Origin of the sequence: Saccharospirillum mangrovi, assembly GCF_003367315.1 — a bacterium.
GTDB classification, from domain to species: domain Bacteria; phylum Pseudomonadota; class Gammaproteobacteria; order Pseudomonadales; family Natronospirillaceae; genus Saccharospirillum; species Saccharospirillum mangrovi.
Genome location: NZ_CP031415.1, coordinates 476,954 through 490,468, shown reverse-complemented (window position 1 = coordinate 490,468; position 13,515 = coordinate 476,954). Strand labels below are relative to the sequence as shown.

The window sequence follows — 13,515 nt, the reverse complement described above, 5'->3', positions numbered from 1 at the left end:
ACCTCAAAAACCGCCGGCCATCCAAGCCGGCGGTTTTCAGTCAATCGTTCTGAATCAACATCACCCCAGCGCCGGTATTGGAAATCGGCGCGTGGTAGGAACGATGCAGTTCCGTCAGTTTGCCGGGCAGCGCGCCACGCATGGCCAGCCACATCGCCAGTTCCACACCCTGGGAGCCGGCAATTTTCACCAGATCGCCATTGGAATAGCGCGTCAGTGCGTGTGGGTTGGGCACCAGTTGGTCCAGGCAGTAGTGGTCGAATTCGTGGTTGATGTAACCGGCGCGTTCGCCGTCCAACTGATGCGACAAACCGCCGGTGCCGAACATCACCACTTTTTTATCGCCCGACCAGCTTTCCACCGCCCGGCCAATGGCTTCGCCCAGCGCAAAGCTGCGCGATGGCTTGGGCATGGGGTGGCGTTCGCAATTGATGCACACGGGTATTACTTGCAGGTGCTGGTAATTGTGCCCTGGGTACATCAGCGACAGCGGCACGGTTAAGCCGTGATCGACGCGCATTTCCTGGCACACTGTCGGGTCGAAACCGTCTTCCACCAGGCTGTTGACGATGTGCCACGACAGTTCGGTTTCGCCGGTGATGGGCGGAATCGGTTTGATGCCCCAGCCTTCGTCGGCGTTGAGGTATTGGGCGGCGGTGCCGACGGCAAAGGTCGGTTTGCGGTCGAGGAAAAACTCCAGGCCGTGGTCGTTGTAAAACACGATGGCGATGTCCGGTTGCTGCGCATCAAGCCACTGGCGCACCGGCGGATAGGCCGCGAAAAAATCTTTCCAGTAGGGTTCGTTTTCCAGGCCTTTGTCCATGGCAACGCCGATGGCCGGAATGTGACTGGTGGCGATGCCGCCGATGATCTTACTCATAGTCGTACTCCCCAAAGCGTCGGTTACCACCATCGACCAGCATGGCTTTGAATTCGTCGGTGCTCATGCCGGTTTGCAACCCGCCTACGTCTTGCACGCCCAAACCCAGAACGCCGGCGAATTTCGCCAGGTAATAGATGGAGCCACCGAGCGCTTGCAGTGCCAGCACATCGCGGCCCAGTAACGCTGCTTTTTGTTCGGCGCTGAGGCCGAAGCGGTCGCAATAGCCGCTTTCGTCGGCCAGAAAGGCCTCGCGGCCGGCGGCCTCGTTGAACGAGTAACACAGCTTGTTGAGCGCGTAGCCCTGGGTTGCCATCGGGCCATCGAATACCTGAGTGCCGGGCGGGGAATGGGGAATCGTCATGGCGTTTCTCCGTTATCGCGTTTATGCAGTTATTGTTTTAAAAGAGTGTTTTTTAAAAAGGTTATTGTTTTAGAAGGGTGCCGCTTTGGCTGTTTAAGCCTAAACAGGCCGGTTGCCCGAACACTGACCTGAATCAGTTTTAACCCCGGCCACAGCGGAACGGGGCGTTCAAACTCCGGGACAGCCGCGCCGTTTTTGGCCCTCGGTAAAAATCGAGCAATCCGCAAACCTTTGACTACGCTGATGCTGCTGACCCTGGGAAAGGGTGCTCAAGGGCGGTAGCGACAAGAGCCAAAGGAGGATGTCGCCGATGAGTGGGACGTTGCAGGCGGCGCTCGATAAAGACGCCAAACGGTTGATGGTATTGGTCTTAATTCCCATGACGCTGCTGTTTGGTTTGATGGGATACGGCATCGGGCACGAACCCTACGAACAACAACGCGCCGTTTTCGACGAACAACAAATCCGCGCCCTGGCCGAAAGCCGGGCACTGCTGAACACCGCCCTAAACCGACCCGTCCAGCACCTGACCGGCACCGTCGCCAACCCCTTCCTGCTGCAATCCATGTCCGGTTCCGACCCGGTTGAACGCAACCGCGCACTCGCCGCCAGCCTCAGTGGCGTGGCGCTGCGCAACCAGGATTACATGCAGCTGCGCTGGATTTTGCCGAACGGCGATGAAGCCTTGCGCATTGATGTCGATCGCAACAGCGGCGCCATCACCAACTTGCCCAAAGAGGCTTTGCAAAACAAAGCGGACCGCCCGTATCACATACAAGCGATGAGTTTGCAGCCGAATCAGATTGGCATTACCCCAGCCGATCTGAACGTGGAATTTGGCGAAGTGGAAATGCCGCTGCGCCCGACCATGCGCTACAGCCTGCGCCTGCCGGTCGTTAACGGTGTCGATCTGGGCTATCTGATTTTCAACCTGGAGCTGAACAAACTCTTTGCACAAATGGAGCGGTTGCAAGGCGACAACCGGCTCTACCTGGCCGACCCCAACGGCCAGTGGATCATGCATGAAAACGACGACTGGACCTGGGGCCAACTGTTAAACCGGGACACCAACCTCGCTCATACCAACCCGGACTTGTGGGCACTACTGAACGACTCCGACACCAGCGAACAACACGTCGAATTGCCATCCGGCCGCTGGCGCTGGTCGCAACTGACGGTCGGTGCCGATCAGGAAGTGGTCGCCGCCAGCACCGGCATCTGGCTGCTGGACGTGGTACCGAAAGCCACGCTGGATGCCGCCGTGAGCGACATTCAAGGCGAGTCGTTGCCGTATCTGGCAGCGCTGGCCCTGGCGCTTTTGGTGTTAGCGGGCGTGCTGTACCAGACCCAAAAACGCGCCACCGAATTGCGCCGGGCCCACCGCGACATCGCCACGGAACTCGACGCCAACCTGACCTTCCAGCAAACGCTGAACAACGTTTTGCCGGCGCTGGTGATTTACTGGAACCGCCAGATGGTGTGCGAATACGCCAACGCCACCTTCGAGCGCTGGTTCCAGTTGTCACCCAATGAATTGATCGGCCGCGCGTTTAAAGACAGCTTGAGCGAAGAAGACTACCCAGAGCTGCGCGAAAAACTGCAACGCGCCATGGACGGCGAAACGCTGACCTTCGAACGCACCATCAACAACGAAGGCGTCACCCAACATTTTCTCACCACCTATGTGCCGCATCAGAAAGTGGACCCGGACGATCCGTCGCGCAGTTATGTTCTGGGCGTTATTTCCATCAGCACCGATCTGACCGATTTAATACAGGCGCGCAAAGGCGTCGAAGATTTGAACCAGGCGCTGGCCGAACGCACCCGCCAGGCGGAAACCACCGCCGAAGCCAAGAGCCATTTCCTGGCGAACATGAGCCACGAAATCCGCACGCCGATGAACGCCATCATCGGACTGCTCGACATCATTCGCGACACCAACCTGGATGCGCAGCAACACGACTACATCAACAACGCCCGGGCGTCGGCGAAATCCTTGCTGCATGTGCTGAACGACATTCTGGATCTGTCGAAACTCGAAGCCGGCAAGTTGTCGATCAACCTCGAATCGTTCGACGTGGAACGGCTGTTCAACAACACCGTTAATCTGTTTGATTCTGCCTTCTACAAAAAGCACGTCGAGTTGCTGGTCTGGGTCGATCCGCGCATTCCGACCCGCTTAAAAGGTGACCCGCACCGGCTGAATCAGGTGTTGAATAATCTGGTCGGCAACGCATTGAAATTCACCCGCCAGGGCGAAGTCATCATGGCGGTAACGCTGGTCAGCAAGAACGATTATTCCGCGCACCTGTTGTATTCGGTCAAAGACACCGGCATCGGCATTCCGACCGATAAACAACAAAGCATCTTCGAGTATTTCAATCAGGCCGATAACGACACCACCCGCGAATTCGGCGGCACCGGCCTGGGCTTGAGCATCTGCCGCACACTGGTGCAATTGATGGACGGCAGCATTGGCGTGCGCAGCACCGAAGGCGCTGGCAGTGAATTCTATTTCGAACTCAACCATGAAATTGTGGAAGACTCGCCGCACAACGCGCCGCGCCTGAACAACGTTTTGGTGGTCGACAACAGCCAGGCGGCGCGCAAACTGACGCAGGCGTATCTCGACAGTTGGAACATTGGCGTCGACACCGCCATTTCGCTCGACGAAGGCCTGGCCGCCATTAACGACCCCGACAAACACTACGACGCCATTTTGATCGACTGGCAACTGGGCGACGAATCCGGGCTCGATTTATTAAACGCCGTGCAAGCGAAACCCGACACCTCGCCGCTGACCGTGATGCTGACCAATCAAGACCCGTACGATCTGCTCAACGAACTCAAAGCACGCGACATCACCGATGTGCCGTTGCTGAAAAAACCCTTCACGTCTTCGTCGTTGTACGACGTGCTGGTGCGGCTGAACCACAAAGCCAGCGACGCCGAACACGGCGACACCGTGGGCCAGCAACAACAGATGCGCGAGCAGGCAAAAAACCTCAGCACCAAACGCATTCTGATGGTCGAAGACAACGCGCTGAATCAGGAAATTGCCAAAACCTTGCTGTCCAATCTCGGCGTGCCGCTGGAAGTGTGCGACAGCGGCGAAGATGCCTTGCAGTTAATCCGCAATAACGACTACGACGCCATTTTGATGGACCTGCACATGCCGGAAATGGACGGCTTCGAAACCACGCGGCGCATTCGTGAAATCCACGGTACCGACCTGCCGATCATCGCGCTCAGCGCGGCGGTGATGGAAGACGACATCGCCCAGGCCAAAGGCGCGGGCATGGACGACCACGTCGCCAAACCAATCGACCTGGCGCAGCTCGTCGATACGCTGTATCGCTGGTTGCCAGTCAGCGAATCGGCCGACGGCACCATTAACGGCAAGAGCGCCGGCCACGCCCGCGCCAAGCGCGAAGCCAGTACCGATTTGCACGGCCTGTTTGTGCGCATGGGCGAAGACACCCAGGAAGTTATGCGCCGGTTCCAGGATCAGGAAGCCACGGTGCGCCACTTGTTGATCGTGTTCGTGCGCAACTATCAGAACTTCAACCGCCAGCTCGACGAAGCAGCGCAGACCGACAACAAAGACGAACTGAAACGCATGCTGCACACGCTCAAAGGCACCGCCGGCAGCCTGGGTTTGAGCAAGTTGAGTGCGGCCGCGCTCGACGCCGAATCGCAGGCCAAGGTGCAATGGCCGGTGTCGCTCGATGCCGTGCAACAACACATGAGCCGCGTCATCGACGCGCTGAAAACACTGAACCCGGACGACCTGCCGGAAACGCCCGTGAGCGAAGACGACGCCCCGGCAATGCTCGCTGAAATCCACGAAATTATTTCGCGCTCACGCGTAGTGCCCGACGACATGGTGATGCGCCTGCGCGGCCTGGCGAAAACATCGCCACAGGCTGAGCTGTACCAGTTTTTAATCGACCAGATTGACCGCTTCGACTACGACAACGCCCGCGCCACCATCGAACGGCTGAAGGAGCACAGCCATGCATAAACAGTCGACGGTCGATACCCGTATTCTGATCGTCGAAGACGACCCGCTGATCATCCATTCCGCACTGCCGGTACTGCGCGAACGCGGCGACACCATGATTGCCACTTCCGGCGAACAGGCGCTGGAGTTGATCGCCGAGCGGCCCAATCTGGTGTTGCTCGATTTGAATTTGCCCGACATGCACGGCCTGGAACTGATCAAACGACTGCGCCATCAATTGCGCTCGCACGACATCCCCTTGATGGTGATGACGGCCACTCAGGACAACGACATGGAAGTGCGTTGCCTCGAAGCCGGTGCCAGCGATTTTCTGCGCAAACCGCTGTCCATTCCGGTGCTGGACGCGCGCGTAAAAGTGCATTTGGAGGTGCAGCAAAAAACGCAGTTACTGGTCAACCTCGCCAGCCTCGATCCGCTGACCGGCCTCGCTAACCGGCGCACGTTCGATGCGGTTTTCGATCGTTACTGGTCGCTGCATTATCGGCAGAATTCACCCTTATCGTTGATCTTCACCGATCTGGATCACTTCAAAAAAATTAACGACAACTACGGCCACGACGGCGGCGACCAATGCCTGGTGCACATGGCGCAGGTGTTAACGTCCATCGCCAAACGCCCGTCCGACTTGGTGTGCCGGTACGGCGGCGAAGAATTTCTGGTGTTGTACCCCAACACCGACGAGAAAACCGCCCTGACGCTGGTGCAAAAAGGCATGGCGATGTTGCAGCAGTCGCCGGTTCAATATAACGACGAACGCATCGCCATGACCGCCAGCTGGGGTTTGGCCTGCGCCATTCCGGAACAGTCGGATTCCAGCCAGGAATTGATTCAGCGGGCGGATCGTTTGTTGTATCGCGCCAAAGCCGAGGGCCGCAATCGAGTAATCAGCGAAGGAGTCGAGCCATGATAGACATCAACGCTACCTTGCAACCGCTCATTCTTTTGGTCGATGACGAACCGGAAAACCTCAACGTTCTGGCCGATACGTTGAAGTTTGATTACCGCGTTGCCGTCGTCACCAGCGGTGAACAGGCGTTGCGCTATCTGGAAAATGAATCGCGCCCGAGTCTGATTCTGCTCGACATTGTGATGCCCGGCATGGACGGCTACGAGCTGTGTCGGTTGCTGAAAAACAGCATCCAATGGCGCGATATTCCGGTGGTGTTTATCACCGCCAAAACCGATGCTGAATCGGAAGAAGCCGGCTTCCAGATGGGCGCGGTGGATTACATTCACAAACCCTTTAACCGCTCCATCGTGCTGTCGCGCATTCGTTCGCATCTGTCGATTCACGGCATGATGGGCCGGTTGATGGAACGGGCGTCGCAACTGGAAGAACGCATCGGCAATTTCGATCTCGGTTATGGCACCACCCTGATACCCGACCCCGACGCCCACCTGGCCGATTTGCTGTTGCAGACGGTGTTCACCCAAGCCATGGAAGCGGTGGTGGTGACCGACGCGCTCGGCACCATCGAAGCCATTAACCCGGCCTACAGCCGCATCACCGGTTTGCACGACGAAGACGTTTTGCACAAAGGCCCGGAATACCTGCGCCAGCATTACAAGCGCATGGAATTCGATCACCACATCTGGACGTCGCTGAAACAGGAAGGCCATTGGCGCGGCGAAATTATGAACCGTCGCAAAGACGGTTCCAGTTACCCGGAGCTGCGCGCCATCAGCAGCATTCGCGGGCCAGACAACACAGTGAAATATTACGTCTCGGTGTTCAGCGACATCACCACCGTGAAGGAAACCGAATTCACCATCGATTTTCTGACCTGGTACGACCCGTTAACCAAACTGCCCAACCGCGCTTTTTTTCTCGACCGTTTGGACGCCACGCTGAAAACCTGCCGGCGCAACAACCGCCTCGCGGCGATTCTGTTTCTGGACATCAACCAGTTCAAACAGATCAACGATTCGCTGGGCATTCAGGTGGGCGATCAGGTGCTGGTCGAGTTCGCCAACAAGTTGCAGGATCTGGCGTCACACTTTGATTTTTTAGCGCGCATGGACAGCGACGAATTTGCCTTTTTGCTGCCGGCGATGCGCGTCGATGACGACCCTGAACGCTTGAACCACGCCATCTCCCAACTGGTGGAAACCATTTTGTGGCACACCGGCGCGCCGTTGCCGCTGGATGAACACAGCATCGACATCAACACCACCATCGGCGTCACCTTGCTGCCGCATTCGGAAAAAGAATCCGCATTCGATGCGCTGCGCAATGCCAAAACCGCGCATCACCGCGCCAAGGAAATCGATCACGCTCAGGTGGTGTTTTTTGAAACGCCGATGGGCGAAGCGGTGCTGGAAAGTTTCCATCTCGGCCAGGCGCTGAAAACCGCCATCGACAACAACGAAATGCGCGTTTATTTGCAATCGCAGGTCGATCAGCAAGGCCAGATTGTCGGCGCTGAGGCGCTGGTGCGTTGGCAACACCCGGAACGTGGCCTGGTGCCGCCAGACCAATTTCTGCCACTGGCCGAGCAACTGGGGTTGATGCCCGACATTGATCGCTGCGTCATTCTGCAAGCCCTTGCTGTGGTGTCGTCGCTCAAGCTCTCTGACGATCAGCCGTTCCACCTGGCGGTCAACGTAACGCCGAACCATTTCTCGCGCGGCGATTTTGTCGAATTCATCGGCAAGGCGTTGGAAGATTCCGGCGTTTCCGGCCAGCATCTGGTGATTGAAATGACCGAGAGCGTGATGATTCAGGACCGCGACGAAGTGGTGAACAAAATTCTGCGGCTCAACGGCCTGGGCGTGGAAGTGTCCATCGACGACTTCGGCACCGGCTATTCCAGCCTGAGTTATTTGCAGACGCTGCCGATTTCCGAATTGAAAATCGACCGCTCCTTCTGCGCCGATATTTCACCCAATTCCGCCGGCGCGGTGATTGTGGATCTGATCTACATGCTGGCTAAAAAACTTGGCCTGCGCACGGTAATTGAAGGTGTGGAAAACGAAGAACAAATTGAACAACTGGCGCGTTATCCGGAAGTGAACTTCCAGGGCTATTATTTTGCCCGGCCCATTCCCAGCGACGAATGGCTGGCGCAGCAGTCCGAGTGATCAAGCAGTTTTGGTTTCCACCAAGCGGCGGATGATGGCCGCCATCTGACGCGTTGCATCGCGGTTCATTGTTGCCTTATTCCACAACAAACCCGGCGTGCGCACCGGTGTCGGGTTTTCCAGCGCCACCGCCACCAAACCCAACTCACCCGCCAGCGCTTTATCGGACACGATGCTCGCCAAGCCGGTACGGCGCACCAGTTCCACCATCGGTGAAATGGCGTTCATTTCTGCAACCACCTGCGGCTTGGCACCGGCGGCCATAAAGCATTCGTCGAGCAATTGGCGGGTGGAAAAATTCGGCGTCAGCAACGCCATTGGCAAGCCATTCAATTCGACCATGCGCACCCGTTTGCGTCCGGCCAGCGCATGATTCGGCGCGACGATCAGTTTCAATTCTTCGTTGAACAACGGCTCGAACCACAGCCCACGCGGCACCGCTGGCCGGTAGGCGACGCCAACATCCAGCGTGCCGTTTTCCAGACCGGCGGCGATGCCCTCGCCCGATAATTCTTCCACCACCACTTTGACGCGCGGAAAGCGCGCCATGAATTCGGCCAGGCATTGCGGAATCAACTGCACATTGAAGCTGTGCGTGGCGGCGATGCGCAGTTCGCCGGTTAACTCGTCCGGCACGCTTTTCAGGCCGGCCACGGCGGCATCGACCGCTTCGATGATCGGCTGAATCTGATCAACAAACGCGCGGCCGGATTCGGTGATGGTGACGCTCTTGCCGTGGCGGTGAAACAGATCGACGCCCAGTTCGTCTTCGAGCTGCCGAATCTGGTGCGATAACGTCGATTGTGTAACGTGCACCCGTTGCGCCGCCCGGGTGAAATTCTGCACCTCGGCCAACGCCAGACAATAACGCAGATGTCGCAATTCCACGGTTTACCTCGGCTGTGTTCATTTATCGATGTTGTCGATTGTTTTTAACGAAATTAATCATTTTTATAAATCATAAACCGCGCCTAGGGTAAGTCCAAAACAAGAACAAGACAGGATCTGGACCATGAAAATCGGACGCGAAACCACGCCGCGCAGTGCCATCTGTACCTCCAACGCCGACCGCATCATCGTGCGCGGCGCCGATCTGTGCGACGACCTGATCGGCCACACCAGCTTCTCCGATTACTTCCATCTGCTGCTTACCGGCCGCGCGCCCACTGCTGCTGCCCGCGCCGTGTTGGACGCCACCCTGGTTGCCATTGCCGAGCACGGTTTAGTGCCTTCGGTGCAAGCCAGCCGCATGACCTTTGCCGCCGCGCCCGATGCGCTGCAAGGCGCCGTCGCCGCCGGCATTCTCGGCTGCGGCCCGGTAATTCTGGGCGCTTCGGAAAACGCCGGTCGCCTGTTCAAAGACATCGAACAGCGCCAGCAAAACGGTGCCGATTTACGCCAGGCCGCCACTGAGGCCGTACAAGCACTGCGCGCCGAGCGCCAACCGATTCCCGGCTACGGCCACCCGCAACATAAAGAACGCGACCCGCGCGTTGAGGCGCTGTTCCGCGTCGGCCGCGACGCCGGTGCCGACACCCGCTTTATCGACATCGCCGAAGCCGTCGAAGCAGTACTGCCCGACATTCTCGGCAAAGACCTCAAGCTGAACGTGTCGGCCGCTATTCCGGCGGTGTTGCTCGGTGTCGACTTCCCGGTGCGGGCACTGCGCGGCGTGCCGATTCTGGCGCGCACCGCCAGCCTGATCGCGCATCTGAACGAAGAAGCCGAACACCCTGCGGGCTTTGCGCTGTCGTACCAGGCGACTCAGGCCTTTGAATACACCGGCACTGTGCCGGCCGATTTTAAGCGTTGAGCGAAGGAGCCGACGGCCATGAGTAAGGTTTTGGACGGCATCACCGTCATCGAACAGGGCACCTTTATTACCGGACCGGCAGCGGGCATGTTGCTGGCCGATCTGGGCGCCAACGTCATTAAGGTGGAACGACCCGGCAGCGGCGATCCGTTTCGCGCCTTCAAAGGCGGCCTGTACAGCCCGCATTACCAGACTTACAACCGCAACAAACGCTCCATCGCGCTGGACACCAAAGAAGACGCCGACCGCGCCATCTTTGACGATTTGATTCGCAGCGCCGATGTCTACATCCAGAATTTCCGCCCCGGCGCGGCTGACCGCCTCGGTGCCGGCGAAGCTCGCCTGCGCGAACTGAACCCACGGCTGATTTACTGCGCCATCAGCGGTTTTGGTCAGGATGGCCCGGCCGCGCAACGGCCGAGTTACGACACCGTTGCCCAGGCCGCAAGCGGCTTTTTGAATTTGCTGATCAACCCGGAAAACCCGCGTGTGGTCGGCCCGGCGATGGCCGATGCGTTGTCTGGTTTTTACGCCGCTTATGGCATTCTCGGCGCGCTGTTCGAGCGCAGCCGCACCGGCGTCGGCCGCAGCGTTGAGGTATCGATGCTCGAAGCCATGTGTCATTTCAATCTCGACGCCTTCACGCATTATTTTTCCGAAGGCGAAATCATGGGGCCGTACAGCCGGCCGCAGGTATCGCAGTCGTATGTCATGCAATGCCGCGATGGGGTGTGGATTGCGTTGCACATGTCGTCGCCGGAAAAATTCTGGCAGGGCCTGGCGCGTGCCATCGAATTTCCCGAACTGCTGGACGACGCACGCTTCAACACCCGCGAAGGCCGCATCCAGCATCAGGAAGCCTTGATCGAGGTGTTGCAGGGCTTGTTTCGCAACCAGACGCGCGCCGAATGGTGCCGTCGTTTGCTGGCCGAAGACGTACCGCATTCGCCGATGTACGACGCCAGCGAAGCATTGGAAGATCCGCAGGCCAAACACCTGCAATTAACGGTCGAGACGGCGCATCCGAATGGCGGTATTTTCCGCTCGGTACGCTCTCCGATCAGCTACGACGGCATGCGCCCGATGACCATTACGGCGCCGCCATTACTCGACCAGAACCGCGCCGAGATACTGGCCGAATTAAACCGGCATTCCGATTCGAATCACGACTGAAAAACGCTGTAAAGCGGCATCCATAAACACAACAAAAACGGAGCCCGATTATGTTCGATTTACCCGCGAAGGAAGACATTTTCTGTCACGGCATTCCGACCACGCCGGACGACATCACCGAGTGCGTGCTGCGCGCCATGGGCCGCACCGAAAACCCGCGCCTGCGCCAGATTCTTGAAGCGCTGGTGCGTCATCTGCACGCCTTTGGCCGCGAGGTCAAACTGAACGAAGAAGAGTTCATGATGGCGATTAACGCCGTTACTGCGCTCGGCCATCTGACCAAAGATCGTCACAACGAAACCATGGTGATGTCCGATGCGCTCGGCTTTTCCACGCTGGTGATGATCCTCAACCAGAACCGCGAACCGGAGCAGATGTCGCCCGCCCTGCTCGGCCCGTTCTACAGCCGCAAAGACCCGGAATACCCGAACGGCAGCAACATCAACCGCGCCGAACCCAAGCCGACCGACATTCCGCTGTTCGTTTCCGGCACGGTGCAAAGCCGCGACGGCACACCGCTGGCAAATGCGCTGGTGGAAGTCTGGCACGCCTCGCCCGAAGGCCTGTACGAAAACCAGGATCCGAATCAGCCGTATCTGAACCTGCGCGGTAAGTTCCGCACCGACGCCGACGGCCATTTCAATTTCCGCACCATCCGGCCGGCGAGTTACCCGATTCCGACGCACGGCATTGTCGGCGACATGCTGGCGGCGCAGAACCGCCACCCGTTCCGCGCGGCGCATCTGCATTTCACCGTCTCGGCACCCGATCACCAGACGCTGGTGACGCAGATTTTTCCGGCCGATGACCTGTTTATCGAATCCGACTGTGTGTTCGGCGTAACCAGCGCCGACCTCGCCGTCGATTTTCCGATTCATAACGATGGCAACGCCCCGGCTGACGACGTGAAAGGCCAGTACAGCACTCTGTCGTTGACCATCGATCTGTCTCCGGGCGAATCGCGCTTACCGCAATCGCCCATCGACTGAGGACCGGACGCCTCAAATCACTCTGCACAACGATCACTCTAAACAACAACAAGACCGAAAAGAGAGATGGCCATGAAACCCTCACACAACCGCATTACCCGCCGGCTCGCCGGCGTCACCTTGGGATTGACCGCAAGCGCTCTGGCGGCACTGCCGTTGGCGGCTCAGGCAGAAGAAACCATTCGCCTGACCGTCGGCTCCAGCCACCCGACCACCATTCCCTGGGTCGGTATGATTCCGGGCGTGTTCATTCCCGAAGTGAACCGCATTCTGGCCGAAGACGGCCGTTACAAAATCGCCTGGACGGAGGCTTACGCCGGCCAGTTGTATGGCGCCAACGCGACCTTGACTTCAGTGCGCGACGGCATCGCCGACATCGGCTGGGTGTTCAGCTATCTGGAAGGTTCGCGCATGCCGCTGAGCCAGATCAGCGCTTATACGCCATTCACCACCGGCGATCCGGAACTGATGCTCGATGTGATGAACGATCTGGTGCGCTCGGAGCCTGCGCTTGCCAATGAATGGGAAGGCAACGGCGTGGTGTTTCTCGGCGCTACGGCGTCCGACACCTACGATCTGTACACCAACTTCCCGGTCGACAGCCTCGACGACTTCAACGGCCGGCGCATTTCCGCACCGGGCGTGCTCGGCGTCTGGCTGAACCCGGTTGAAGCGACACCGGTCGATGGCACGCTGGCGAGTTATTACACCGACATCCAGACCGGCGTCTCCGAAGGCGTGGTCAGCCTCGCCACCGGCATTCTGCCGGCGCGGGTGTACGAGGTTGCGCCTTACATCACCAAGGTGAATATGGGCGTAGTCTTCTCTGGCGGTATCGGCATCAACCAGGACCGTTACAACAGCCTGCCGGAGGTTGTACAGGACGCGCTGATGCAAGCTGGCTCGCTCTATTCCACCGCACACGGCCAGGACTTGGCGAAGCGTTACCAAAGCGCCATCGAAGAAATGCTGCTGATCGGCGCCCGCCAAAACCCGCCTGTGCAGGTGTTTGAACTGAGCGACGCCCAGCGCCAGGCGTGGATCGACGCCATGCCCGATCTCGCCGACCAGTGGGTCGAACGCAACGAAGCGCGCGGTCTGCCTGCCAAAGAACTGCTCAGCACCTACATGAACGCCATGCGTGAGCGCGGCTTCGAACCGGAACGCGCCTGGGATCGTTGATCCTGGCAG

The 13,515-nt window shown here is 58.5% G+C and carries 10 protein-coding genes; 7 read left to right on the top strand and 3 right to left on the bottom strand.

Going from position 1 to position 13,515, the window contains the following annotated elements:
• Positions 1-40: 40 nt before the first annotated feature.
• A complete protein-coding gene (locus DW349_RS02340) occupies positions 41-880 on the bottom strand; it encodes a class III extradiol dioxygenase family protein (RefSeq protein ID WP_108127267.1) in 840 nt (279 codons plus the stop codon).
• The gene (locus tag DW349_RS02335) at positions 873-1,244 is read right to left on the bottom strand and encodes a protocatechuate 4,5-dioxygenase subunit alpha (RefSeq protein ID WP_108127269.1); all 372 of its coding nucleotides are present in this window, start codon (positions 1,242-1,244) and stop codon (positions 873-875) included. Before DW349_RS02335 ends, DW349_RS02340 begins: the two co-directional genes overlap by 8 nt.
• A 310-nt stretch (positions 1,245-1,554) precedes the next feature.
• Here DW349_RS02335 and DW349_RS02330 point away from each other — a divergent pair, with 310 nt between their 5' ends.
• Genes DW349_RS02330 through DW349_RS02320 form a run of 3 tightly spaced genes read left to right on the top strand, consistent with a single transcriptional unit; the run spans position 1,555 to position 8,349 of the window.
• Complete coding sequence (locus DW349_RS02330; RefSeq protein WP_162824603.1) at positions 1,555-5,268, top strand: hybrid sensor histidine kinase/response regulator; 3,714 nt, start codon at positions 1,555-1,557, stop codon at positions 5,266-5,268.
• The gene (locus DW349_RS02325; RefSeq protein WP_108127273.1) at positions 5,261-6,175 is read left to right on the top strand and encodes a GGDEF domain-containing protein; all 915 of its coding nucleotides are present in this window, start codon (positions 5,261-5,263) and stop codon (positions 6,173-6,175) included. Before DW349_RS02330 ends, DW349_RS02325 begins: the two co-directional genes overlap by 8 nt.
• Positions 6,172-8,349, top strand: a complete 2,178-nt coding sequence (locus tag DW349_RS02320) for a GGDEF/EAL domain-containing response regulator (protein WP_108127275.1) — start codon at positions 6,172-6,174, stop codon at positions 8,347-8,349. Before DW349_RS02325 ends, DW349_RS02320 begins: the two co-directional genes overlap by 4 nt.
• On the opposite strand, the gene DW349_RS02315 is transcribed toward DW349_RS02320, so the two are convergent.
• The gene (locus tag DW349_RS02315; RefSeq protein WP_108127277.1) at positions 8,350-9,237 is read right to left on the bottom strand and encodes a LysR substrate-binding domain-containing protein; all 888 of its coding nucleotides are present in this window, start codon (positions 9,235-9,237) and stop codon (positions 8,350-8,352) included.
• Between the two features lie 124 nt (positions 9,238-9,361).
• Here DW349_RS02315 and DW349_RS02310 point away from each other — a divergent pair, with 124 nt between their 5' ends.
• From DW349_RS02310 to DW349_RS02295, 4 genes are all read left to right on the top strand, one after another.
• Positions 9,362-10,162 (top strand): citryl-CoA lyase, encoded by an 801-nt coding sequence (locus DW349_RS02310; protein WP_108127279.1) that lies wholly within the window; start codon positions 9,362-9,364, stop codon positions 10,160-10,162.
• A gap of 18 nt (positions 10,163-10,180) precedes the next feature.
• Positions 10,181-11,335: a CaiB/BaiF CoA transferase family protein gene (locus tag DW349_RS02305; RefSeq protein ID WP_108127281.1), complete on the top strand. Its 1,155-nt coding sequence runs from the start codon at positions 10,181-10,183 to the stop codon at positions 11,333-11,335.
• A gap of 50 nt (positions 11,336-11,385) precedes the next feature.
• Positions 11,386-12,324: a dioxygenase family protein gene (locus tag DW349_RS02300; protein WP_108127283.1), complete on the top strand. Its 939-nt coding sequence runs from the start codon at positions 11,386-11,388 to the stop codon at positions 12,322-12,324.
• A gap of 72 nt (positions 12,325-12,396) precedes the next feature.
• On the top strand, positions 12,397-13,506 hold the full coding sequence (locus tag DW349_RS02295) for a C4-dicarboxylate TRAP transporter substrate-binding protein (RefSeq protein ID WP_108127354.1): 1,110 nt from the start codon (positions 12,397-12,399) through the stop codon (positions 13,504-13,506).
• The last annotated feature ends 9 nt before the right edge of the window (positions 13,507-13,515 follow it).

Coding starts and splice junctions, on each gene's coding strand:
- DW349_RS02335 (WP_108127269.1), bottom strand. CDS start 1,244: ATGACGATTCCCCATTCCCCGCCCGGCACTCAGGTATTCGATGGCCCG.
- DW349_RS02310 (WP_108127279.1), top strand. CDS start 9,362: ATGAAAATCGGACGCGAAACCACGCCGCGCAGTGCCATCTGTACCTCC.
- DW349_RS02300 (WP_108127283.1), top strand. CDS start 11,386: ATGTTCGATTTACCCGCGAAGGAAGACATTTTCTGTCACGGCATTCCG.
- DW349_RS02325 (WP_108127273.1), top strand. CDS start 5,261: ATGCATAAACAGTCGACGGTCGATACCCGTATTCTGATCGTCGAAGAC.
- DW349_RS02305 (WP_108127281.1), top strand. CDS start 10,181: ATGAGTAAGGTTTTGGACGGCATCACCGTCATCGAACAGGGCACCTTT.
- DW349_RS02340 (WP_108127267.1), bottom strand. CDS start 880: ATGAGTAAGATCATCGGCGGCATCGCCACCAGTCACATTCCGGCCATC.
- DW349_RS02330 (WP_162824603.1), top strand. CDS start 1,555: ATGAGTGGGACGTTGCAGGCGGCGCTCGATAAAGACGCCAAACGGTTG.
- DW349_RS02295 (WP_108127354.1), top strand. CDS start 12,397: ATGAAACCCTCACACAACCGCATTACCCGCCGGCTCGCCGGCGTCACC.
- DW349_RS02320 (WP_108127275.1), top strand. CDS start 6,172: ATGATAGACATCAACGCTACCTTGCAACCGCTCATTCTTTTGGTCGAT.